The 24,195-nt window shown below is 66.9% G+C and carries 18 protein-coding genes; 9 read left to right on the top strand and 9 right to left on the bottom strand.

The genetic code is table 11. From position 1 onward, the window contains the following. Window positions 1-61 precede the first annotated feature (61 nt). Window positions 62-655 carry a beta-1-3, beta-1-6-glucan biosynthesis protein gene (locus QM712_RS17525; protein WP_415024376.1) on the bottom strand — a complete coding sequence of 198 codons (594 nt, stop codon included), beginning with the start codon at window positions 653-655 and terminating at the stop codon, window positions 62-64. A 309-nt stretch (window positions 656-964) separates the two neighbouring features. Here QM712_RS17525 and QM712_RS17520 point away from each other — a divergent pair, with 309 nt between their 5' ends. Continuing rightward, window positions 965-2,548 carry a beta-(1-6) glucans synthase gene (locus QM712_RS17520; RefSeq protein ID WP_415024375.1) on the top strand — a complete coding sequence of 528 codons (1,584 nt, stop codon included), beginning with the start codon at window positions 965-967 and terminating at the stop codon, window positions 2,546-2,548. Here the strand turns inward: QM712_RS17520 and QM712_RS17515 are convergent. After that, window positions 2,508-2,888, bottom strand: a complete 381-nt coding sequence (locus tag QM712_RS17515) for a hypothetical protein (protein WP_415024374.1) — start codon at window positions 2,886-2,888, stop codon at window positions 2,508-2,510. The genes QM712_RS17520 and QM712_RS17515 overlap by 41 nt on opposite strands. A gap of 73 nt (window positions 2,889-2,961) precedes the next feature. After that, window positions 2,962-4,290 carry a hypothetical protein gene (locus QM712_RS17510; protein WP_415024373.1) on the bottom strand — a complete coding sequence of 443 codons (1,329 nt, stop codon included), beginning with the start codon at window positions 4,288-4,290 and terminating at the stop codon, window positions 2,962-2,964. Between the two features lie 165 nt (window positions 4,291-4,455). On the opposite strand from QM712_RS17510, the gene glmU reads away from it, so the two are divergent. Beyond that, entirely contained in the window at window positions 4,456-5,817 is a 1,362-nt protein-coding gene (gene glmU, locus QM712_RS17505; RefSeq protein WP_415024372.1) for a bifunctional UDP-N-acetylglucosamine diphosphorylase/glucosamine-1-phosphate N-acetyltransferase GlmU, read from the top strand. Between the two features lie 12 nt (window positions 5,818-5,829). Here the strand turns inward: glmU and QM712_RS17500 are convergent, their stop codons facing one another. Next, window positions 5,830-6,045, bottom strand: a complete 216-nt coding sequence (locus QM712_RS17500) for a hypothetical protein (RefSeq protein WP_415024371.1) — start codon at window positions 6,043-6,045, stop codon at window positions 5,830-5,832. A gap of 227 nt (window positions 6,046-6,272) precedes the next feature. Here QM712_RS17500 and glmS point away from each other — a divergent pair, with 227 nt between their 5' ends. The 5 genes from glmS (at window position 6,273) to panE (ending at window position 11,492) form a co-directional block, all read left to right on the top strand. Further along, entirely contained in the window at window positions 6,273-8,099 is a 1,827-nt protein-coding gene (gene glmS, locus QM712_RS17495) for a glutamine--fructose-6-phosphate transaminase (isomerizing) (protein WP_415024370.1), read from the top strand. A 91-nt stretch (window positions 8,100-8,190) separates the two neighbouring features. Further along, window positions 8,191-8,961 (top strand): DUF502 domain-containing protein, encoded by a 771-nt coding sequence (locus QM712_RS17490; protein WP_415024369.1) that lies wholly within the window; start codon window positions 8,191-8,193, stop codon window positions 8,959-8,961. A 108-nt stretch (window positions 8,962-9,069) separates the two neighbouring features. After that, window positions 9,070-9,927 carry a DUF1932 domain-containing protein gene (locus QM712_RS17485; RefSeq protein ID WP_415024368.1) on the top strand — a complete coding sequence of 286 codons (858 nt, stop codon included), beginning with the start codon at window positions 9,070-9,072 and terminating at the stop codon, window positions 9,925-9,927. Window positions 9,928-10,159: 232 nt separating this feature from the next. After that, window positions 10,160-10,426 carry a hypothetical protein gene (locus QM712_RS17480; RefSeq protein WP_415024367.1) on the top strand — a complete coding sequence of 89 codons (267 nt, stop codon included), beginning with the start codon at window positions 10,160-10,162 and terminating at the stop codon, window positions 10,424-10,426. A gap of 136 nt (window positions 10,427-10,562) precedes the next feature. After that, window positions 10,563-11,492, top strand: a complete 930-nt coding sequence (panE, locus tag QM712_RS17475) for a 2-dehydropantoate 2-reductase (RefSeq protein WP_415024366.1) — start codon at window positions 10,563-10,565, stop codon at window positions 11,490-11,492. Here panE and recG read toward each other — a convergent pair. After that, window positions 11,489-13,597, bottom strand: coding sequence for an ATP-dependent DNA helicase RecG (recG, locus tag QM712_RS17470; RefSeq protein ID WP_415024365.1), 2,109 nt, complete (start codon window positions 13,595-13,597; stop codon window positions 11,489-11,491). The genes panE and recG overlap by 4 nt on opposite strands. Window positions 13,598-13,853: 256 nt before the next feature. Between recG and QM712_RS17465 the strand changes: the two genes are divergently transcribed. Both QM712_RS17465 and mfd read left to right on the top strand, forming a co-directional pair. Then, window positions 13,854-14,144 carry a succinate dehydrogenase assembly factor 2 gene (locus tag QM712_RS17465; RefSeq protein WP_415024364.1) on the top strand — a complete coding sequence of 97 codons (291 nt, stop codon included), beginning with the start codon at window positions 13,854-13,856 and terminating at the stop codon, window positions 14,142-14,144. Further along, a complete protein-coding gene (gene mfd / locus QM712_RS17460) occupies window positions 14,141-17,659 on the top strand; it encodes a transcription-repair coupling factor (protein WP_415024363.1) in 3,519 nt (1,172 codons plus the stop codon). Before QM712_RS17465 ends, mfd begins: the two co-directional genes overlap by 4 nt. 132 nt (window positions 17,660-17,791) lie before the next feature. Here the strand turns inward: mfd and QM712_RS17455 are convergent, their stop codons facing one another. The 4 genes from QM712_RS17455 to QM712_RS17440 form a co-directional block, all read right to left on the bottom strand. Next, window positions 17,792-19,375 carry a GMC family oxidoreductase gene (locus QM712_RS17455; RefSeq protein ID WP_415024362.1) on the bottom strand — a complete coding sequence of 528 codons (1,584 nt, stop codon included), beginning with the start codon at window positions 19,373-19,375 and terminating at the stop codon, window positions 17,792-17,794. 116 nt (window positions 19,376-19,491) lie between these two features. After that, entirely contained in the window at window positions 19,492-20,721 is a 1,230-nt protein-coding gene (locus QM712_RS17450; protein WP_415024361.1) for a GGDEF domain-containing protein, read from the bottom strand. Window positions 20,722-20,805: 84 nt separating this feature from the next. Continuing rightward, the gene (locus QM712_RS17445; protein WP_415024360.1) at window positions 20,806-22,308 is read right to left on the bottom strand and encodes an AMP-binding protein; all 1,503 of its coding nucleotides are present in this window, start codon (window positions 22,306-22,308) and stop codon (window positions 20,806-20,808) included. 4 nt (window positions 22,309-22,312) lie between these two features. Beyond that, a complete protein-coding gene (locus QM712_RS17440; protein WP_415024359.1) occupies window positions 22,313-24,148 on the bottom strand; it encodes an extracellular solute-binding protein in 1,836 nt (611 codons plus the stop codon). Window positions 24,149-24,195 lie beyond the last annotated feature (47 nt).

Here is a 24,195-nt window from a genome sequence, read left to right as displayed (position 1 = left end):
GTGGCAGTGCCGATCGCTTCTATCGCCGATCGTTTCTGAACGGAGGCTGAAACGATCGCGGCTATTTCGGGGGGGCCGGCGAGGGGCTCGCCGCAGGCGCCGGGCTGGCGGCCGGCTGCGGCTGTGATGCTCCGGTCGTCGCCGCCGCCGGCTGCGGTGCCGGGGCTGCCGCCTGCTGCGGCTGTGCGGCCGGGTTGATCCAGCAGGCGTGGACGCGGCTGTCCAGGGTCTCGGCGACCTTGGGATCGATCTGGGCGCCGAAGCGCGTCAGGCAGCGGAACGCGGCCTGGATATGGCCGCCGGGACAGCCGAAGCGGTCGTAGAGGTCGAGGTGACGGAATGCGGTGTCGAGGTCGTCCCGCCACATCAGCCGCACCACGCGCCGGCCGAGCCAGACGCATTCGGGGTTGCCGGCCGGGCCGTTGATGGCCTGTGCGGCCTCGGCGAATTCGTCGGTGCGGCGCTGGTTCTGGGCAGTCGCGTCCTTGGCGGCGTCGGCGGGCTGGGTTGCGGCTTTGCCTTGCTCGGGGGCGGGCGTCCCGCTCTGGGCGGAAGCGCCACCGATACCGACCAGGACGACCAGGGAGGAGACGGCCAAGGTGGCGGCGAACTGCCGCAGGACCGCATTTCGTAACTGACGCACCCGTTGCCGCATGAATTCCCCAATTTCTTCCGCTGACCGCCCGCGTGAGAGGACCGCGCGGACGCGCTCGTGATGGCGTCCAAATGGGTCTCCAATGCGGCGGAAAAGTCCCGCGGAATCCCATGACCTGTATTTCGAATTTTGTCCAGCAAAGTCACGATCCTAGGCGTTGGTCGAACGGCCGCAGGCCAATTCGCCGGTGGAACGGTGGACCGAGCCGGCCGGGCCCCCCTTGGCAGACGGCGTGCGAGCAGGTAATCGACGAGCCCTTCGCGGAGGACGGAACCGATTTCTCTTCGTACGCCACTGGCGCTCCTGTTCATGTCCCTGGCTGCGATCGCCGCCGTGTGGTGGTGGCTGGCCACGCCGATCACGCTCGCACGCGCGCCCATCGATCCCAGCGACAAGCTGCAATGCGTCTCCTATGCGCCGTTCCGCGGCGACCAGACGCCGCTCAACGAATGGACCCATATCGACGCCGAGCAGCTCGAGCAGGATCTGCGCCAGCTCAAGGAGATCACCGACTGCGTCCGTACCTATTCGGTCGAGAACGGGCTCGACCAGGTGCCCGCGGTGGCCGCCAGGATCGGCGGACTGAAGGTGATCCAGGGCATCTGGCTCGGCAGCAACCGCGCCAAGAACTTTGCGCAGGCGGCGACCGCGATCCGGCTCACCAAGGATTTCCCCGGCACGATCTCGTCTCTCGTCGTCGGCAACGAGGTGCTGCTGCGCGGCGAGATGACGACGTCGGACCTCACCGCGATCATCCGCTCGGTGAAGGCGCAGGTCAGCGTGCCCGTGACCTATGCCGATGTCTGGGAATATTGGCTGAAGAATCGCGAGGTCTATGACGCCGTCGACTTCGTCACGATTCACATCCTGCCTTATTGGGAGGACATGCCGGTGCGCGCGAAATTCGCCGCCGCGCATGTCGAATCGATCCGCGAGCGGATGGCGGTTGCCTTCCCCGGCAAGGAGATCCTGATCGGCGAGACCGGTTGGCCGAGCGAGGGACGCATGCGCGATGGCGCGCTGCCTTCGCGCACCAACCAGGCGCGGGTGGTCTCGGAAATCCTGGCGCTTGCGAAAGCGCAGAAGTTCCACGTCAATCTGATCGAGGCCTATGACCAGCCGTGGAAGCGGCGGCTCGAAGGCACCGTCGGCGGCTATTGGGGTCTGATCGATTCCGTGCGGCGGCAGCTGAAATATCCGCCGGGCGAGCCGATCAGCAATTTCCCGTACTGGAAATGGTACATGGGCGCCGGCATGGGCCTCAGCGTGCTGGTGTTCGCGGTCGCCCTCATCACGTTGCGGCGCAGGCCCTGGACACCGCGCCTTTCGGCCTGGCTCGGCGTCGGCATCTCCGCGACCAGCGCAGGCATCCTGCTCGGAATCGGCGCCGACAAGATGTTCTACGAGAGTTACGGCTGGGGCGGCTGGCTGCAATGGGGCCTGCTGCTCGCCGCCGGCATTCTGTCGCCGATCTTCTGCGCGCAGGCGCTGGTCATCGGCCGGAGCCTGCCGACCTTCCTCGACCTGCTCGGTCCGCGTGAGGGGCGGAAATGGTCGAAACTCACCGCCGTGCTGGGCCTGACGCTGGCGGTGACGGCGGTGATCGCGGCCGAGACTGCGCTCGGCTTCGTGTTCGATCCGCGCTACCGCGATTTCCCCTATGCCTCGCTGACCATGGCGGTGGTGCCGTTCGCGCTGCTGATGCTGAACCGGCCGCAGGTTGGTGTGCGCCCGATCGCCGAAGCGGTGTTCGCGGCGCTGCTCACGTTCTCGGCGGCCTACACGCTCTTCAACGAGGGCCGCGAGAACTGGCAGTCGCTGTGGACCTGCGCGATCTACCTGTTGTTCGCGCTCACGCTGTGGCGGGCGCGGGCCGAGCAAAGCCAAGAATGAGCAGCCCGATCGCCAGCCCCGACAGGACGATGTTGTAGAGCACGATGCCGAGGCCGGCGGCGATCACGCCGAGCGTGAGCAGCACGATCGAGGGCCGCATCAGGTTCAGCGTCGCGATGACGAGTGCGACGATGCCGAACACCGAATTCTTGAACAGCGAGGTCGAGACCGAGCGCGCCTTGCAGATCGTGGTCTGAAGGCCGGCATCGCAGGCGAGTGCGACCTGCGAGAACTCGATCGCGAGATAGCGCACATAGAGCGCCCAGCCGACGGCGACGAAGCCGACGACGAGCAGGAACTGCACCTGATACGGGGTCAGGCGAAAGGGCTTTTTCTTCATGCGGCCAATATGGTCGGGAAGGCGCGGGCGGGCAACAGGGCAGGCGCAGCTTTTCCGGCGAATTCGACGGCGGTCAACGCCTGAAGAACGATGACAGGGTCGAGCCTGTAGATGCGGCGGCCTCCGGCTTGGCCGCTGGAGCAGGCTGCGGCGGCGGCGGTGGCGGCTCCTCGCGCTTCGACGACCGCTTCGACGAATAGCTGCGACGGTGCGGTCTCTCGGGCTTGGCTGCGGGCGCAGGCGCGGTTTCAGCCTGAGGCGCGGCGTCCTGGTTCTTTTCGGAGCTCTTGTCCGATCCCTTGTCCTTGTCCGAGCCCCGCATCGACAGCCGCTGGCCGTCGAACACCGTCGTCTCGCAGTGGCGTTCGTTCTCGCCCAACCCAGCGCAGAGCTTCGCGGCCGCTGCGGCGTTGATCAGCGGACCGGCGCCGAGCCGAAGCTGCATGCCGGGACCGCTGTTGCCTTCCTTGATCATGATGATCGGCCGCAGTGCTGCGATCTCGGGATTTGACTTGGTGACGCTGCGCCAGAGCGCGCGCAGGCCGTCGACCGAGTTGGCTCCGCCGAGGTCAATCGCAAAACGCGTCTGCTGAACGGCGATGGCCGGGGATTCGCTTTCGGTGGCGTCCGCGGGCTTGGTCGCTGCCGCGGCGACTTCGGTCGGGGCCGCCTGCGGTTCGGCTTTCTTCTCTGCAGTCTCGGGCTGGATCAGCTTTGAGGCGGCTGGATCGGGCGGCGCCATGAACGACTTGGGCGGCACCAGCGGCAGGGTCGGCAGCGCCGACGTCGTCGCAGCTGACTGCTGCACGAGCGAGGCCGCGGCTGCGGTCTGCGGCGGTGGACCTGCCTGATCCTTCGCAGCTTCCTTCGGGGAGTCCTTTACAGCTTCCGCGCGTGGCTTGTCGCTGGCCGGCGCCGGCGTCGAGGCGACCGGCGCAACGCTCGGGGCCGCAGGCGTGGAGGCCGACGGCATGTCCTGCGGCTTCGCAGCGGGAGCCTGCGACGGCGGGGCCGCCTGTCTCGCGATGGCGCCGGTGACGGAATCGAGCCCTTGCTCGAGCACGGTGACGCGCGAATAGAGCCGGTCGCGGTCGGTGTTGAGAGTTTCGATCGCGGAGGCGAGGCGGCGGGTTTCGTTCTGGCTTTCCCTCGTCAGTATCTGAAGGCGGTCGGCCTGGCGCGCGAGGTCGCCGGCCGCGATCTGGTCGCGGCGCCAGCCGAGTTGGGCCTGATTGGACATCACGGCGATGATGACCGCGGCGACGGCGGCGACGCCCCACGAGCCCAGCCGCCACAACATGCGGCGGTCGAAAGCGCTCTCCTCGGCCAGGAGTCCGGAAAACAGCCCGCCGGTCTCCTTGCTGTCGAAGGCACCGGCCAGTGGGTCGGAATCCTTTGCCATGAACGTTAAGCGCCCAGCCCTGTCGAGCTTCCCCGAATCAATCACGGAACATTAACAGGAAATGCGCCGCGCACTTGAATTCCGGGCGTTTGCGGGGGTAGCAAGGCGCAAGCTCATGATGGCCGGCTTCCGCCAGCCGATTCGACCGCACCTGACAGGATTTCGATGACCGCCCGCTCAAGCCTTACGATCGTGCTCGCTGCCGGCGAAGGCACGCGCATGCGATCGAGCCTGCCGAAAGTGCTGCATCCCGTCGCAAGCCAGACGCTGCTCGCCCACGTGCTCGCTGCGGCCCCGAAAGGGACCGGCAACGCGCTCGCCGTCGTGGTCGGGCCGGATCACCAGGCCGTCGCTGCCGAGGCGAGACGAGTCCGTCCCGATGCGCTCACCTTCGTGCAGTCGGAACGGCTCGGCACCGCGCATGCGGTGCTCGCGGCACGCGAAGCCATCGCACGGGGCGTGGACGATCTGCTGATCGCCTTCGGCGATACGCCGCTGATCTCGTCCGAGACCTTCGCGCGGCTGCGCGCGCCGCTGGCCAAGGGTGCCGCAGTCGCCGCGCTCGGCTTCCGTGCCGCAGACCCCACCGGCTATGGCCGCTTCATCGTCGAGGGCGACCGCCTGGTCGCGATCCGCGAGCAGGCCGATGCCAGCGACGAGGAGCGCAGGATCACGCTGTGCAATGCCGGTGTGATGGCGATCGACGGCCGCCGCGCGCTCGCGATCCTGGACAGGATCGGCAATGCGAATTCCAAGGGCGAGTATTATCTCACGGACGCGGTCGGTATCGTCCGCGAGCAGGGATGGGAGGCCGTGGTGATCGAGACCAGCGAGGATGAAGTGCGCGGCATCAACACCAAGGCGCAACTCGCGGAGGCCGAGGCGGTCATGCAGGCACGTCTGCGCAAGGCGGCGATGGAAGCCGGCGTCACGCTGATCGCGCCGGAGACCGTCTATCTCGCCGCAGACACTGTGTTCGGCAAGGACGTCACCATCGAGCCTTTCGTCGTGATCGGTCCCGGCGTGTCGATCGCCGACGGCACGGTGATCCACTCGTTCTCGCACATCGTCGAGACCTCGCTCGGCAAGAACGTCTCGATCGGTCCCTATGCGCGGTTGAGGCCCGGCACCTCGCTCGGCGATGGCGCGCGCATCGGCAATTTCGTGGAGACCAAGGCCGCGACGCTGGAGGCCGGCGTCAAGGTCAACCATCTCTCCTACATCGGCGATGCCACCATCGGCGCCAATTCCAACATCGGCGCCGGCACGATCACCTGCAACTACGACGGCTTCAAGAAGCACAAGACGGTAATCGGGCAGGGCGCCTTCGTCGGCACCAACTCATCGCTGGTGGCGCCGGTGAAGATCGGCAACGGCGCCTATATCGGTTCGGGCTCCGTGATCACGCGCGACGTGCCCGATGATGCGATGGCGTTGGAGCGCGGCCAGCAGACGATCCGCGAAGGTGGCGCTGCGCGCTATCGCGAGATGAAGACCGGCGGGAAGAAGACCGAGAACAAGCCGTAGAAGCGAGCGCCGTCACTCGTCGGAAAATTCCGAGAAGATCGCGCGCGTCAGGCGCCAGCCGCGCGGCTTGGCGCGCTTCACCGGTTCGCCTTGCGGATGCTTCATGAAGACGGGCTTGCTTTCCTTGCCGCGCTGTGGCGGCGGCCAATGGGCGAGGTGCGTGCCGGACGTTTCGCTGGCGCGCACATACATCGACGACAGACCCTTGCGATCGGACGAGCCTTTCATGGCCTTATCTCCTGGCCGGGGAATCGTTGGTCAAATTCATTGACAGTGCGTTAACGCGTGCGGTTTAAGGCCGGCCAATTCGACGCAGTCGGGCTTGGTCCGATCCGCTCGATCTGGCGCTGTCTCAATCAGCAATAATTATTGAGTATCTGGTTCCTTAGGAACTTCGCTAAGAACGAGCGCGTCGTTTAGGCGATTTTTCGACGATTTGGGGGATATTGATCCGCATGTGCGGGATTGTCGGCATTCTCGGGCGCGAGCCGGTTGCAGAGCAATTGGTGGATTCGCTCAAGCGTCTTGAGTATCGCGGCTACGACTCCGCGGGCGTCGCCACGCTCGAAGGTCAGCATCTGGAGCGCCGCCGCGCCGAGGGCAAGCTGAAGAATCTGGAAGCGCGCCTGCGCGCCGAACCGCTCAAGGGCACGACCGGCATCGGTCACACCCGATGGGCGACCCACGGCAAGCCGACCGTGAACAATGCGCACCCGCATGCGACCGATCGCGTCGCGGTGGTCCACAACGGCATCATCGAGAATTTCCGCGAGCTGCGCGAGGAGCTCGAGAAAAAGGGCACGGTGTTCCACACCGAGACCGACACCGAGATCGTGCTGCATCTCGTCGACGACCTGCTCAAGCGCGGCAGCAAGCCGGTCGAGGCGGTGAAGCTGACGTTGGCGCGGCTGCGGGGCGCCTTCGCGCTCGGCTTCATCTTCGCCGGCGAGGACGATCTCATGATCGGTGCGCGCAACGGGCCGCCGCTCGCGATCGGCTATGGCGACGGCGAGATGTTCCTCGGCTCCGATGCCATCGCGCTCGGTCCGTTCACCGACACCATCAGCTATCTCGAAGACGGCGACTGGGTCGTTCTCACCCGCAAGAGCGCCGATATCTTCGACAAGGACGGTCACGCCGTCCAGCGCGACAAGATCAGGCACGCCGCCTCGACCTCGCTGGTCGACAAGGCCAACTACCGCCACTTCATGGCGAAGGAAATCCACGAGCAGCCGGAAGTGGTCGGTCACACGCTGGCGCGCTATGTCGACATGGCGACCGAGCGCGTGCTGTTGCCGGTCAAGCTGCCGTTCGACTTCAAGAACATTCAGCGCATCAACATCACCGCCTGCGGCACCGCGAGCTATGCGGGATTCGTCGCGAAATACTGGTTCGAGCGGTTCGCGCGCCTCCCGGTCGAGGTCGATGTCGCCTCCGAATTCCGCTACCGCGAGGCGCCCCTGCGCAAGGGCGATCTTGCGATCTTCATTTCGCAGTCGGGCGAGACTGCCGACACGCTGGCCGCGCTCCGCTATGCCAAGGCCGAAGGCGTGCACACGGTTGCCGTCGTCAACGTGCCGACCTCCACGATCGCGCGCGAGAGCGAGACCGTGCTGCAGACGCTCGCCGGGCCGGAGATCGGCGTCGCCTCGACCAAGGCCTTCACCTGCCAGCTCATGGTGCTCGCGGCCCTTGCGGTCGCAGCCGGCAAGGCCCGCGGCGAATTGTCCGAGGACGACGAGACCAAGCTCGTCCACGGCCTCGTCGAGATTCCACGTCTGATGTCGGATGCGCTGTCCATCGAACTCCAGATCGAGCGCCTGGCGCGCGAGGTCGCGAAGTCGCGCGACGTGCTCTATCTCGGCCGCGGCACCAGCTTTCCGCTCGCGCTCGAGGGTGCGCTGAAGCTGAAGGAGATTTCCTACATCCACGCCGAGGGCTACGCCGCCGGCGAGCTCAAGCATGGCCCGATCGCGCTGATCGACGAGACCATGCCCGTGGTCGTGATCGCGCCCTATGACCGGGTTTTCGAGAAGACCGTTTCGAACATGCAGGAGGTCGCCGCCCGCGGCGGCAACATCATCCTGATGACCGACGCCAAGGGCGCGGCCGAGGCGACCGTCGATTCGCTCGTGACCATCGTCATGCCCGACATGGCGGCGGCCTTCACCCCGATGGTCTATGCCGTCCCCGTGCAATTGCTCGCCTACCACACCGCCGTGGTGATGGGCACCGACGTCGACCAGCCCCGCAATCTGGCGAAATCGGTGACCGTGGAATAGGCACAAGGGATCAGGCCGCCGCACGCTTCGTTGTCTTCCAAAACCTGCTAGAAGACCCTAGCTAGAGTGCTGCGACCGACCTGGAACCCGAATGACCACCCGCGACGACGCGCCTGCGCCCCTTGATCCCGCGCCGGAACCGCATACCGGCCTGATGGGCCGTTTCCGCAATTATTTCCTGACTGGCCTCGTCGTGACGGGGCCGATCGCGATTACGCTGTATCTGGTCTGGTGGTTCGTCACCTGGGTCGACGGCGTGGTGCGGCCGTTCGTGCCGCTTGCCTACCGGCCTGAGACCTACATGCCCTACGGCGTCCCGGGCTGGGGACTGATTGTCGCATTCTTCACGTTGACGCTGGTCGGTTTCCTCGCCGCCAACCTGATCGGCCGGACGCTGGTCGATGTCGGCGAAACGTTCCTCGGGCGGATCCCGGCGGTTCGTGCCATCTATCGCGGCCTGAAGCAGGTCTTCGAGACGCTGTTCTCGGGCAAGGGGTCGAGCTTCCGGAAGGTGGGACTGGTCGAGTTTCCGTCCCCCGGCATGTGGTCGATCGTGTTGATCTCGCAATCGCCGAGCGAGGACATCGCGCGCAGCCTGCCGGGACAGGAGGAACACGTCTCCGTGTTCCTGCCGTGCTCGCCGAATCCGACCACCGGCTTCTTCTTCTACGTGCCGAAGAACAAGATCATCGAGGTCGATCTGACCGCCGAGGATGCCGCGACGCTGATCATGTCGGCTGGCGTGGTGCAGCCCGGCTCGGCGCCTGATCCGAAGAAGGTGGCGGCGCTTGCCGGCATGGCGAATGCCGCCCGCATCGCGAACGCCTCCACGCTCCGGCCGGAGCCTGCGAAGGTGGAGTAGGGCCATTCCCGCGCGGGATGGCCGCCGTTCACGCAGGCGTCCGGATCCTCTGCTATCATCCCGGCCGAAATCCGGCGCGTTGCGCTGGACGCTGATCGGGAGTGCTCGATGTCCAAGACCATTGCGATCCTCGCGCCCGGTGCCATGGGAAGTGCGGTGGGCCGCCGTCTCAGCGAAAACGGCGCCCGCGTCCTCACGTCGCTGAAGGGACGAAGCGAAGCCACGCTGAAGCGCGCCGCCGATGCCGGCATGGTCGGCGCCGAGGACGACGCGATCGCGGATGCCGACATCATTCTCTCGATCGTGCCGCCGGGCGAAGCCGTGGCGCTCGCGCAGCGCTTGGCGGCGCTGATCGTCAGGCGCGAGAAGAAGCCGGTCGTGGTCGACTGCAACGCGGTCAATGTCGATACCGTGCAACGGATCGAGGAGATCGTGGGCTCGGCGCAGGCGCCGTTCGTCGATGCCGGCATCATCGGCTTCCCGCCGCAGCCGGGCGGCAAGGGCCCGGCCTTCTACATGTCCGGCGAGCATGCCAGGGACATCGCCGTGCTGAAGGATCTCGGCCTCGATCTCCGCATCGTCGAGGGGCCCGTCGGCGCGGCCTCGGCGCTCAAGATGTCCTACGCCGGCATCGTCAAGGGCCTCGCCGGCATCGGCTCGGCGATGGTGATCGCGGCGACGAAGGCCGGTGCGGCCGATGCTCTTCGCGACGAACTCGCATTGAGCCAGCCCGCGATGCTGGCGCGGCTCGAGGTCGCGCTGCCCGATATGATCCCGAAGGCCTACCGCTGGGTCGCCGAGATGCGCGAGATCTCCGGTTTCCTCGGCACGGATCATCCGGCCAGCCAGATCTACGAGGGCTTCGCGCGCTGGTTCGAGCATCTGGCCGTTGACGCCAAGGGCGAAGCGGCCGAAGCGACGCTGCTGAAGGCGTTCGCGGAAGGCATCGCGAAGAAGAAAGCCTAGTTTTCGGGCATTTCGCGATCACGAGGTCGGTCCAGCCGGCGTGAGAGGCCGCCAGGGTGCGGCGGCCGTGGATCGCGAACGCGTGAGCTGACTTCGCGGCGCCACGCGCGACGAAATATTGCCGGCGCTCATGAAGTCGTTTGCGCGGCCTGAGAAACCCGTTTGGGCCGGCCTCGAAGATGCCTGGAAACCCGCCCCGGCTAGCTTTGGATGGTGAACAACGGGGTTGATCATGTCTCATTCATTTCGCCAGATCGGTTTCATTGTCGCTTTTGCAGCTTCCACCTTCGTTCTGCCCACGGGCGCACACGCCTTCAGTGCCGACGCGCAGCAGATGTGCACCGCCGATGCGTTCCGCCTCTGCGGCGCGGAGATTCCGAACATTCCGCGCATCACCGCCTGCATGATCCAGCACAGGTCCGATCTCAGTCCGGGATGCCGCGCGGTCATGGACCGTGACAGCGCGCAGCAACAGACCAAGACGCCCGACATGGAATGAGAGCGCCCATCCTCGTCGCGCCGCGCTTCCGCAGCCAACTCGAATCGAACTGTCCCGCCGTCATGCCCGAAGCCGAATCCGCTTGCCGTTGCAATGCGGCGATGGCTGAATGTCGGGACATGACGCGGGAGTTGCAATGAGAGTGTTGGTGATCGGCGCGGGCGCGCTCGGAGGCTATTACGGAGCTTGCCTGGTGCGCGCGGGCGCCGACGTGACGTTTCTCGTGCGGCCCGCGCGGGCGGAGCAACTGCGCCGTGACGGATTGAGGGTCGTGAGCCCGCACGGCGACTTCGCCGTGCAGCCGAAGATCCTGCTGGCAAACGATCTCAGCGAGCCCTTCGACGTCGTTCTCGTCGGCGTGAAATCCTACTCCCTCGACGATGCGATGAGCCAATTCGCTCCCGCTGTCGGCCCCGGCACGATGATCTTGCCGATCCTGAACGGGCTGAAACACATCGATGCCCTGACCGCACGGTTCGGCGCCGGGCATGTGCTCGGAGGGTTGGCGAATGTCAGCGCCGGGCTCGACGGGGAGGGGCGTGTCGTTCAGTTCATGGCCAGCCAGACCATCGTCTTCGGCGAGACCAGGGGACCGCTGAGCGAGCGCGCGCTCGCGCTGGAGAAGCTGCTCAACGTGCCCGGCATCGACGTGCGCGCCAGCGACGTGATCATGCAGGACATGTGGGAGAAATTCGTCCAGCTCAGCACGCTTGCCGGCATCACCTGCCTGATGCGCGCCAGCATCGGCGACATCCTGACCGTGCCGAACGGCGAGGCGTCGATTTTCCTCCTGTTTGCGGAACATTGCGCGGTGGCCACCGCTTCCGGCTTCGAACCGAGGGCGACGTTCATCGAATTCGATCGCAAGCTTTTCACCACCGCGAACTCTCCGCTCAAGGCATCGATGCTGCGGGACATCGAACGCGGTTCGACCACCGAAGCGGAACATATCCTCGGGGACATGGCCGATCGGGCCCGTGCGCTGGGCATCCGGACGCCGACCCTCGATCTCGCCCGGGCGCACGTCGCGGCTTACGAGATTGCCCGACAAAGAGCGACGGGCTAGCCGGCCCCGATCAGCGGGATCGCCTCGTCGCGCTCGTAGAGATAGAGCAGGCACCGCAACGCTTCGCCGCGCTCGCTCTTCAGCTTCGGGTCGTCCTTCATGATGCGCAGCGCTTCGTCGCGGGCCTGCGTGATCAGCTGCCCATGCACTTCGGAGCGCGCGATGCGGTAACCGGGCAGGCCGCTCTGGCGTATTCCGAGCACATCGCCTTCGCCGCGCAGCTTCAGATCCTCCTCGGCGATGCGGAAGCCGTCGGTGGTCTCGCGGATCACCTTCAGCCGCGCCTTCGACATCTCGCCGAGCGGCTCCGAGTAGAGCAGCAGGCAGGTCGAGGCCTCCGAGCCGCGGCCGATGCGGCCTCGCAACTGGTGCAACTGGGCAAGACCGAAACGCTCGGCGTTCTCGATCACCATGATGGTGGCGGCCGGCACGTCGACGCCGACCTCGACCACGGTGGTCGCCACCAGCAGGCCGATCTCGTGAGCAGCGAACCGGCCCATCACACGGTCCTTCTCGGTGCCTTTCATCTGGCCGTGGACGAGGCCGACGCGCTCGCCGAAACGCTCCTGCAGGCTCTCGAAGCGTTTGGTCGCGTTGGTGAGGTGTTCGGTGCCTTCGGCCTCGGATTCCTCGACCAGCGGACAGATCCAGTAGACCAGCTTGCCGGACTGCAGCGCACGGCCGACGCCCTCCATCACCTCTTCGATCCGGCTCATGGGCACCGCGCGGGTGTCGATCGGCTGTCGGCCGGCGGGTTTCTCCCGCAACTCGCTGACGTCCATGTCGCCGAAATAGGTCAGCACCAGCGTGCGCGGGATCGGCGTCGCGCTCAGCACCAGCACGTCGACGGCCTCGCCCTTCGAGGTCAGCGCAAGGCGTTCGCGTACGCCGAAACGGTGCTGTTCGTCGACGATCGCGAGCGCGAGGTCGTTGAAGATCACGTCGTCCTGGATCAGGGCGTGGGTGCCGACGAGGAGATCGATCTCGCCTGCACCGAGGCGCGTGACGATCTCGCGCCGCTCCTTGCCCTTTTCCCGGCCTGTGAGGATCGCGACCCGAAGGCCCGCGCGCTCGGCAAGCGGGGTGATGGTCTTGATGTGCTGGCGCGCCAGGATCTCGGTCGGCGCCATCAGGGCGGCCTGCTTGCCGACCTCGGCCACGGCGGCGGCGGCCAGCAGCGCCACCACGGTCTTGCCGGACCCGACGTCGCCCTGGAGCAGGCGCAACATCCGCACGGGCTGCTTCAGGTCGTCGGCGATGGCGGCAGCGGCGCTGCGCTGCGAGGGCGTGAGCGCATAGGGCAGGGCGTCGATGATCTTGTTGCGGAGATGACCGTCGCCTGCATTGCGCACGCCGGCCGGGCGGCGCAATTGCGCGCGGATCAGCGCCAGCGCCAATTGTCCGGCGAGCAGTTCGTCGAAAGCCAGGCGCGACCAATAGCGCTGGTCGGGCAGGATGTCGGTGAGCTCGACCGGCTGATGCACGCGGCTGAGGGCTTCCGCGATCGGGGGAAAGCTGCAGCGGCGCATCACCTCCGGGCTGATCCATTCGGGCAGGGCGGGCAGCTTCTGCAGCGCCTGCGCGATCGCGCGGCGGAGCGAGCCGAGCGCGAGACCCTCCGTCAGCGGGTAGACGGGGTCGATCCCGGAGAGCTTCGAGATCGCCTCCTCGTCGAGCACGCGGTCGGGATGCACGATCTGTGGGGTGCCGTCATACGTCTGCAGCGTGCCGGAGACGAAGCGCTTCTCGCCCACCGGCAGGAGCTTTTCGACATAGCCGGGCTTGGCGCGGAAGAAGGTGAGTACGACATCGCCGGTCTCGTCGCTGGCATAGACCAGATACGGCGCGCGCGAGTTGCGCGGCGGCGGCGGGCGGTGGCGGTCGACGGTGACCTCCAGCGTCACCATGGTTCCCTGAACCGCATCGCGGATCTTCGGCCGGGCGCGGCGATCGATGACCTGGCTCGGCAGGTGCAGCAGGAGGTCGACCAGCCGCGGCGTCTCATCGCGGCTGAGCAGGTAGCGCAGCAGCTTGTCCTGCTTCGGACCCACGCCGGGCAGGCTGGTCACGGGAGCAAACAGCGGATTGAGCAGGCTGGGGCGCATTCTCGCAACATTGGTCATGCGCGGGCTTGACCCGTGCATCCATCTCTTCAACGACGATGGGGTACCGGGTCCCGACTCCGCAAACGGCTTCGCCGGGCTTTCGATATCAGGCCGGCGAAGCTTTGCGAAGCCGGCTCGGCCGTCCATGACGGTCTCAAACAATTGCAATAACAAAGGGCTGACACCGGGGGCGCGAGTGGCTATATCACCCCGGCCCGGCACGTCCGGGCTTTTGGCGTTTGACTGGATTTGAGACATGACGGGAACGACACGATCGAGCGAGGGTCTGGATGATCGCCGCAAGCGGCTTCTGTTCCGCTGCTGGCACCGCGGCACGCGCGAAATGGACCTGATCCTCGGCCGCTTCGCGGACGCCGAGATCGGCAATCTGTCCGATGCCGAGCTCGGTGAGCTCGAGCGCCTTCTCGAGGTCAACGATCCCGATCTCTACGCCGCCATCATCGGCGACAAGATGCTGCCGGCCGACGTCACCGGCGCGCTGTTCAACCGCATCAAGGCGTTTCCGATCGCGGACCGCGACGTATGAAGCAGGCCTCGAAATCGCCGGCCGAGCTGCTCGCACCGGGCCGCGCGCTGACCCTTGCCAATGTGGCTGAAGGCGCCGAAGGCCTCGTCGTCTCCGATCTGGCCCGTGCGATCGCGGCGCGGCCGAAGAAGCCGGCTGTCAGCCTGGCGGTGGTCTGCCGCGACGGGCCGCGCATGCAGCAGCTCGAACGCGCGCTGCAGTTCTTCGCGCCCGACCTTCCGGTGCTGACCTTCCCCGCCTGGGACTGCCAGCCCTATGATCGGGTCTCGCCGCATGGCGGCATCCTGGCCCAGCGCCTCACGACGCTGGCGCGGCTGGCCTCGCTTACCGGCAGCGACAAGCCGCTGATCGTGCTGACGACGGTGAACGCCGTCGTGCAGCGCGTGCCGTCGCGCGATCTCGTCGCGGCGCAGGCGCTTTCGGTTGCGCCCGGCAATGTCGTGCCGATGGACACGATCGTCGCCTGGCTCGAGCACAACGGCTACAACCGCTCCTCGACCGTGCGCGAGCCCGGCGAATATGCCGTGCGCGGCGGTATCCTCGACCTGTTTCCGGCCGGCCTCGATCAGCCCGTCCGTTTCGACTTCTTCGGCGACAGCCTGGAATCGATCCGCTCCTTCGATGCGGAGACCCAGCGCACGCTGCTGGACATGCGTTCGCTCGACCTGGTGCCGATCTCGGAATTCCAGCTCGTCACCGACACCATCCGCCGCTTCCGCATGGGTTACGTCGCCGAGTTCGGCGCGCCCGAGCGCGACGATGCGCTGTACGAGGCGGTCAGCGAAGGCCGCCGTCACCCCGGCATGGAGCATTGGCTGCCGCTGTTCCAGGACCGGATGGACACGCTGTTCGATTATCTGCAGGGTGCGGCCATCGCGATCGAGCCGCAGGCCGAGGACGCCGTCCGCGAGCGTTTCAAGCAGATCCTCGACTATTACGAGGCCCGCCGCGACGCCATGGAGCATCCGGGCGGTGGCGCCATCTACAAGCCGCTGCCGCCGGACCGGCTTTACCTGACCGACGCGGAATGGACGAAGCGCATCGGCGATGTCCCGCTGGCGCGGCTGACGCCGTTCTCGGTGCCGACGGATGGCACGAGCATCGTCGACGCGGGCGCACGCAAGGGCCGCGACTTCGCGCCCGAACGCAACGACACCACCGTCAACGTGTTCGAGTCGGTGGTCAGCCACGTGATGGCGTTGCATGCGCAGCGCAAGAAGGTCGTGATCGCGCTCTGGACCGAAGGTTCGCGCGATCGCATGACCTCGATGCTGCGCGATCACAAGCTGGCCCACACCACCAGCGTCAACAGCTGGCGCACCGTGCAGGCGACGCCGCGCAACGAGACGATGCTCGCCGTGCTGGGCCTCGAAAGCGGTTTCGAGACCGACGAGATCGCGATCATCAGCGAGCAGGACATTCTCGGCGACCGGCTCGTACGGCCGCGCAAGGCCAGCCGCAAGCTCGACAATTTCATCTCGGAAGTCACGAGCCTTGCCGCCGGCGACATCGTCGTTCACGTCGACCACGGTATCGGCCGCTTCATCGGCCTGCAGACGCTCGACGTCGCCGGGGCGCCGCATGACTGTCTCGAATTGTATTATGCCGCCGAGACCAAGCTGTTCCTGCCGGTCGAGAACATCGAGCTGCTGTCGCGCTACGGCTCCGACCAGACCACGGTCGAGCTGGACCGTCTGGGCGGAAGCGGCTGGCAGACCCGCAAGGCGAAACTGAAGAACCGCATCCGGGAGATCGCGGGTGAACTGATCAAGATCGCGGCGGAACGCCAGCTCCACGAGGCGCCGAAGCTGCCGGTGCAGCCCGGTCTCTATGACGAGTTCTGCGCGCGCTTCCCCTATGACGAGACCGAAGACCAGCTCGGCGCCATCGAGTCCACGCTGAAGGATCTCGAAAAGGGGCGCCCGATGGACCGCCTGATCTGCGGCGACGTCGGCTTCGGCAAGACTGAGGTCGCGCTGCGCGCCGCTTTTGCCGTGGCGCTCGACGGCAAGCAGGTCGCGGTCGTGGTGCCGACCACGTTGCTCGCCCGCCAGCACCACAAGACCTTCACCGAACGTTTCAAGGGCTTTCCGGTCCAGGTCGCACAGGCCTCGCGCCTGATCCCGACCAAGCAGCTCAACCAGGTCAAGAAGGGGCTGGCCGACGGCTCCGTCGACATCGTCGTCGGCACCCACGCGCTGCTCGGCAAGGCGATCAAGTTCCGCGACCTCGGCCTGCTCATCGTCGACGAGGAACAGCATTTCGGTGTCAGCCACAAGGAGCGGCTGAAGGCGCTCCGCGCCGAGGTGCACGTGCTGACGCTGTCGGCAACGCCGATCCCGCGCACGCTGCAGCTGGCGCTCACCGGCGTGCGCGAGCTCTCGATCATCGCGTCGCCTCCGGTCGATCGGCTCGCGGTGCGCACCTTCGTTGCCCCGCACGACCCGCTGATGATCCGCGAGGCGCTGTTGCGCGAGCGGTATCGCGGCGGCCAGGCGTTCTACGTGGTGCCGCGCATCGACGACCTCGCCGAGGTCAAGGATTTCCTCGACAAGAACGTGCCGGAAATGAAGGTCGCGGTCGCACACGGGCAGATGCCGCCCGCCGTGATCGAGGACATCATGACCGCGTTCTACGACGGCAAGTTCGACATCCTGCTGTCGACCACGATCGTGGAATCCGGCCTCGACATTCCCAACGCCAACACGCTGATCGTGCATCGCGCCGACATGTTCGGCCTTGCCCAGCTCTACCAGCTGCGCGGCCGCGTCGGCCGGTCCAAGCTGCGCGCCTATGCGCTGTTCACGCTGCCGGCGCAGCAGAAGATCACCGCGCAGGCGGAGCGCCGGCTCACCGTGCTGCAATCGCTGGAGACGCTCGGTGCGGGCTTCCAGCTCGCCTCGCACGACCTCGACATCCGCGGCGCCGGCAACCTGCTCGGCGAGGAGCAGTCCGGCCACATCAAGGAGGTCGGATTCGAACTCTACCAGTCGATGCTGGAGGAGGCGATCGTCAACCTCAAGGCCGGCGTCTCCGAGCCCGCCGCCGACCGCTGGTCGCCGACGATCACCATCGGGATGCCCGTGCTCATTCCGGAGGACTATGTTGGCGATCTCTCGGTGCGTCTGTCGCTGTACCGGCGCCTCGCCGATCTCGACAGCGAGGAGGAGATCGAGAATTTCGGCGCCGAGATGCGCGACCGCTTTGGCGTGCTGCCCGACGAGGTGCGCTACCTCTTCAAGGTCGCTGCGATCAAGGCGTTCTGCCGTCAGGCCAATGTCGAGAAGATCGACGCCGGTCCGAAGGGCGCGGTCATCACCTTCCGCGACAATTCGTTCGCGCATCCCGAGCGCCTGGTCTCCTTCATCAAGAGCCACGGCCAGGCCGCCAAGGTGCGGCCCGACATGAAGGTGGTGTTCCTGCAGGACTGGGAGACGCCCGAAGAGCGCCTCGCCGGCACCACGGAGATCATGCGCCAGCTGGCGCAGCTCGCGCGGAGCAAGAAGGCGGCTTAGCGGGGCTGGTGTCCCGGACGCACTGCTGCGCAAAGCCGGGACCCAAACTCGGGGCTGCAGTGATAGGCCCCGGTCCAGCAGCGCACCGCGAAGACGCGCTGCGTTGCGTCCGGGGCGCGAAAGTTCGGGCCCTCACTCCGCCGGTACGGCGGCCGCCATCGCGGCCTCCGGCTTGCGTAGCATCATGCGCGCGATCATCTCGCCGATCACGACCGTGGTGAAATGCGTGTTGGCGCGGCAGTCGGCCGGCATGATCGAGGCGTCGGCGACGCGCAACGCCGCGATGCCCTTCACGGTGCCGTCGGGATTGACCACGCCATCGGTGTCATTGAAGCCCGTCATCCGGCAGGAGCCCGCCGCGTGCTGGATGTCGCCGGTGTCACGGCGCAACACGGCTTCCAGTTCATGGGTCGGCAGCGCGGCGGCCTGCGGCAGCGTCATGTCGGTGTCGGTGAGGCGGATCCAGTCGGCGATGCCGGACAGCGCAGGCTGCGTGGTGAGGACGGCGAGCCGCTTCACCGCGTCGACCATGCGCTCCATGTCGCGGGGATCGGCCAGCATGTTCTCCTCGACGATGGGGTCGACGGAGGCATCGGGCGAGGCCAGCTTCAGCGTGCCGCGTGAGAAGGCGTTGTAGAGGCCGGCGCCGATCGCGCCGGGATTGCCGATGCCGCGGTGATTGAAGCAGATCAGGATCATGTCGCGCTTGCCGCCATTGGCAAGACCGGACGAGTAGGTGACGCAGCAATTGGTGTGGCGGGTGTCGCGATCGGTCGGGCGCAGCTGTTCGCGAAGCTGGATGGTGGCGCGGAACAGCGGATGGTCGAAATAGTGCTTGCCGACAGGCAAGTCGCGCTCGACCGCGATCCCCATCGCCTTCAATTCATCGGCCGGCCCGATGCCCGAGCGCATGAGGATGGCGGGGCTGTGGATCGCTCCGGCACAGAGCACGATCTCGCGCGCCCTGATGTCCTGCGTGCCTTGACCCTCGATATGCACGATCACGCCGGTGGCCCGGCCGTTCTCGATCACGAGGCGATCGACCAGGGCAAAGCCGCGGATATCCAGATTGGTGCGGCCGCGCGCGGGCTCCAGATAGGCCTCGTTGGTCGAAATCCGGCGCAGGTTGCGGCTGTTGATGGGATAGCAGGCAACACCTTCGCCATCGGGGCCGTTGACGTCGTCGCACCATGCATATCCCGCGGCGAGCGCGGCATCGCGAAGGCCGCGATCGACCGGCCCCCAGGTCTCCGGCGGCGCGCGATAGACCGGGAGCGGGCCGCCCTTGCCATGGCCCGGCCTGTCACCGAAAGCGAGGTCGTCTTCAATCACCGAGAACAGGGGCATCACATCTTTGGCGGACCAGCCGGTGCAGCCCATCGCGGCCCATTCGTCGAAGGCGTCGGCGACGCCGCGGATCGCGATCTGGCCGTTCATCATCGAGGAGCCGCCGAGACCCTTGCCGCGCCAGTAGAAGCGCTGCTCCTGGCCCGCGACGCGACGCGCATGCAGGTGCGGCCACTGCCACTTCTCCTGGAATTCGCGCTGATGGATGATCGGGATCGGGTTCGGGGTGGTGACTTCCCAGGGCGCGTCGGCCGCGCGCCAGTCGAGGCCGGCCTCCAGCAGCAGGACGCGCTTGTTCGGAACTTCGGAGAGGCGCGCGGCAATGGCGGCACCGGCGGAACCGCCGCCGACGACGATGACGTCATACATGGATTTGTTTCCCGATGATCCAACCGGGCGCGATCAAAGCATGAGCGGACCGTGGCGAGCTAGAGCCGAATGTCACAGCTCACTTGTGCCGGACGCGGCGCAGCCTGCACGGCGGTTCAGGACGCCGCGCGTGGCGCTTCAGCGGAGAGGCGTGCCAGCAGCGACTTGGCCGTATCCGACGGCGACAGCGAGTCGACCGAGACCACGGGATCGCTGCGCATCTCGTGCTTGCCGTTCGAGGTGTGCCGCATCACCGCGGAGAGGCGGCGCGCGATCATGTGCGCGGTCCGGAAGTCGGTTTCCGCGAACACCACGATCACCGAGCCGTCCTTCTGCGCGGCGCCGAAATCCATCTGCCGCATCAGGCGGCTGAGGATGCGCGCGGCGTCGAGTTGCGCGCGGGGATTGGCGGGATCGAAGGCGAAGCGCGCGACCGATAGGCCGCCGCCGCGGGCAAGAGTCTGGTCCACGGCCTTGGCGAAATCGCGGGCGAATGCCTCGACCGTCAGCAGGCCGCTGCGTGGATCGAGCCAGCCGCCGGCGTCGATCGAGCGCAGCGTGCGGCTCAGTTGCGCTTCCATCGCATGCTGGCGGATCAGCGGCAGCGCATTGGCGGCGACTTTCGCCGGCTCGCCGGAGATTATCTCGAGATTGGGCAGATCGAAGTTCTGCGTGAGTTGATGTGCGGTGACGACGACGGGCAGGCTGCGGAAGCGGGTATCCTCGGCGAGCACGGTCAGGAATGCGTCGGCGACACGCGCCGTGAATCCCTCGGCGAGCACGACGCCGTCGATGTCGCGGCTGTTGAGATGCTTCGCGGCGGCCTCGATCGAGAGCGCGCCGATCACGCCCATGCGCTCGCCGAGTGCAACCGACAGCGCCGGATAGGCCGCACCGCGGCCGATCAGAAGCACGGTCGCATCTCGCGCCGGGTCGGTCTGGGGCAGCGGGACCTTTGCGGTGGTCTCGGGCAACCTGCGCAGCACGGTCGCATGCAGCGTCCGCACGCGCAGCGCCGCGCGAAGCCGCGCGCCGAGCCGGTCGGCATGACTGCCGTGCGAGGAAAAGGGCAGGGCGTTGTGGGGAAGCATGCCCGGCGCGTCGAGCGCGACGAGAGGAAGGTAGAGCGGCTGCTCGGCGATCTTCTTTGCGAACGGCGCGATGTGGGGCTCGTGTCCGCCGGTCATCGCGGCGATGACCGCGGCGGGCTGCACCTGCTCGACGGCACGCGCGGCGTTGGTCCAGTCGCTGTCGATCACGGGAAAGAGCCGGGCATCATCCAGCGCCGAGACGAAGGCTGGCCGCTGGCTGTTCGATACGAAGAGGATCGGGCCGGCCTGGGACATCGCAAACTCTGATCACGCAATAGATATTGCGCAATCTAGTTCGGCCGCCTTAATGCGGCGTCAACGAAGGCTTCGAAAATCGGCCTAGACGGGCCCGGTCCGGTCCCGAAAAGCTTCGACCATCAAGGGGTTAAGTCCGAGCTCGCTGAGCGCCTCGCGGGCGCGGGCATTGTCCTGGGCGCGGCCCGCGAGCCGGTGGCCGCTGAGCCGGTCCGGCAGCGCGGTCAACAGCGCGCCCTGGCCGAGCCGGCGTGCCCATTCCTGCAGATCGTTGGAGAGGAAACGGTAGCCGCCGACCGCCATGATGCCGGAGGGAGGCGCGGTGACGCAGATCGCGCCGCTGACGCGGTCGAGTCGCGCGGCATAGCCGGTGTCGACATGGTCGCGCGGCGGTTGCGCCGTCAGCGTGTCTCCGGCCGGCTGCGGCGGTGCGTAGGCCGCGATCGGCACCATCGGCCCGCGCAGGCCCAGCGTGCCCTTCGGCGTCAGCAGGATTTCGCCGGCGATCGAGGAGCCCGACTGTTCGCGTGGGGCGCCGTGCGGGCCCGGCATTACCGCTACCGGCATGCCGTCCTCGCCGCGCCGGGCGCCGAACAGTCCGGCCTCGCCGAACAGATAGACGTCCGTGAGCGGCGCGTGCGGTGCGATCCAGGCATCGCTCGCGGCCACCTGTTCCGGCGCGCGCCATAGCCCGACGACGTTGCGCAGGGTCGGCATCCGCGCCGCGAGGTCGGACGCGCCGAGCCGCAAGGCAAGCTGCGCCGGCGCGATCAGTACGTCGCAACGGTCTTCGCTGACCTGCTGCTCCAGCACGTCGTGCTCGAAGGGATGATGCAGCGCCAGCGTGCCGCCGCAGAGCAGCCACGCCGCGAGCGAGGAGGCGAGACCAGCGAACGACATCGGCGCGAACGCCGCCATCACGGTCGCGCCTTGCTGAATGTCGGCTTCCAGCGACATCGCCAGCCCGCCGGCGATCAGGCTGAAATGCGGCCGCGGCACCGGGCGGAATCCCTCCGCGGTGACGTCGAAGGAGATCATCGCCGCCTTGCGGCCGTCCTGGATGACGCTGCGCGTGGTGCCGTGCGGATTGGCCAGCACCTCGTCGAGCGATGCCATGCCCTCCGGCAGGTCGGTGCCGAAACCGCAGACATGGCGGATCGAGAAGGCCTCGGCGGCGGCATGCATGGCTAGGTCGGAATGGCTGACACCGTCGACCTTGCTCATGGTGACGATGGCCCGCGCAGCCGTGCGGTTGAGCGCGGCGGTCAGTTCCGCATGCCGCCACAACAGCGGCAGCACGGCCACCACGAGGCCGGCCCGGTGCGCGGCGAGCACCGTCAGCACGAACTCGACCGTGTTCGGCAGCTGAAGCGCAATGACGGAGTTGGCCGGCAGTCCCGATTCGACGAAGTGCGCCGACAGCGCTTCGATCGCGGTGTCGGCCTCGGCATAGGTCAGCCGCCGCGGCTGGTGCCCGGTCACGCGCGTCTTGTTGATGGGGTCGATCAGGGCCGGCGCGTGCGGTTGCCGGGACAGCGTGCGCTGGAACAGCGTGTCGAGCGTTGGCGATACGGCTGACTGGTTCACGGCATCACTTCGCTTGAGGCTCACCCTTGGACCACCATGTCTCCGGCAGGTAGCCGGACAGCGCGGTCGCCTTCGGTCGTTCTATCCGATTCCAGCGCGCGATCCATTGCTCGGATACGTTAAACAGCGGGATTGTGTAGAAGCCCGCGACCAGTGCCCGGTCGAGCGCGCGCACCGCCGAGACGAAGCCCGCATGATCACGGGCCTCGAGCAGGGCGGCGATCATGGCATCGACCGCCGGATCCCTGGCCCCCATGTAGTTGCGGGTGCCCGGACTGTCGGCGGCTGCGCTGCCCCAGTAGAAATATTGCTCGTTGCCCGGCGAGAGCGATTGATCCCAGCGGTTCTGGATCATGTCGAATTCGTAGGCGAGGCGGCGCTGGTCGAATTGCACGGGGTCGACCGAGCGTACGGTCGGTTCGATTCCGGCCCGCTTCAGATCGCGCTGGAAGGCGAGCGCGATGCGCTCCTGGTCGCGCGTCGTCACCAGCATCTCGAAGGTGAGCGGGGCCCTTGTCGCGCGGTTGCGCAGCACGGTGCCGTCGAGGTCATAGCCGGCCTCCGACAGCAGCTTGAGCGCGGCGCGCAGCGTCGTCCGGTCGCGGCCCGAGCCGTCGGTCACCGGCAGCCGGTAGCTGCCGTCCATGATGTCGGGCGGTATTTTCGCGGCGAACGGCTTGAGCAGCTCGCGTTCGCGGGCATCCGCGGGCCGGCCGTAGGCCGACAGGTCCGAGCCGGCGAAATAACCGGCCACGCGCGAATAGAGGCCGAAGAAATAGTTGCGGTTGACCAATTCGAAATCGAACAGCAGCGTCAGTGCCCGGCGCACACGAATGTCGGCGAAGACGGGGCGCCTCGTGTTGAACACCAGGAATTCCGAGGGCTGCGGCACGCCGGGCTTGACGGTGTCGCGGATCACTTCGCCGCTTTTCGCTGCCGGAAAATCGTAGCCGTCGTGCCAGCGCAGCGGCTCGTTCTCGACACGGAAATCATAGAGGCCGCGCTTGAAGGCCTCGAACTGGCCGTTGGCCTCGCGGAAATAGTCGAGCCTGATCTCGTCGAAATTGTAGAGGCCGCGATTGATCGGGAGGTCGCGTCCCCAATAGTCGGGATTGCGGGTCAGCGTCACGCTGGCGCCGGGCTTCACCGCCGTGACCCGGTAGGGGCCCGAACCGATCGGCCCGGTCATCGTGGTCTCCTCGAAGCTGGCGACGTCGACCGCGTGTTTCGGCAGGATCGGCATCAGGCCGAGGATCAGCGGCAATTCGCGGTCGTTGGCGCCGGCAAGGTCGAAGCGGACGGCGAGGGGGTCGAGCATCTCGGCCTTGGCGACCTTGGCGTAGTACTGCCGGTGGTTGGGCCGGCCGTGGTCGCGCAGGAGCTGCCACGAGAACAGGACGTCCTCGGCGAGCACCGGCTTGCCGTCGGAGAAGCGGGCGCGGGGATCCAGGCGGAACGTGACATAGCTGCGCTCGTCGTCGGTCTCGACGGACCGCGCCAGGAGCCCGTAGAGCGTGAACGGCTCGTCATAGCCGCGCGCGAGCAGGCTCTCGACCACGTAGTTCCGCATCTGCTGGACGGCCAGTCCCTTCACGATCAGGGGATTGAGGCTGTCGAAGGTGCCGAGAATGCCCCAGGTCAGCCGTCCGCCCTTGGGGGCATCGGGATTGGCATAGGGCATGTGCGTGAAGCCGGCCGGCATTGCCGGCTTGCCGTGCATCGCAATGGCGTGGGCTTCCTCGGCGCGCGCGGGGCCTGCCTGTAGCCCCGTGGCCAGGACGAAGGCGAGGAGGCAGAGGCGGACGGCGGGGCCCTCGATAAGGCGCTGGAACATGAACATCGGCACATGCTGATTCGAGGACCGGCGGACCTCGATCCTATCACAGG

Source organism: Bradyrhizobium sp. (genome assembly GCF_047605465.1).
In the GTDB taxonomy this organism is placed as follows: Bacteria; Pseudomonadota; Alphaproteobacteria; order Rhizobiales; family Xanthobacteraceae; genus Bradyrhizobium.
This window is presented reverse-complemented; position numbering and strand designations above follow the sequence as displayed.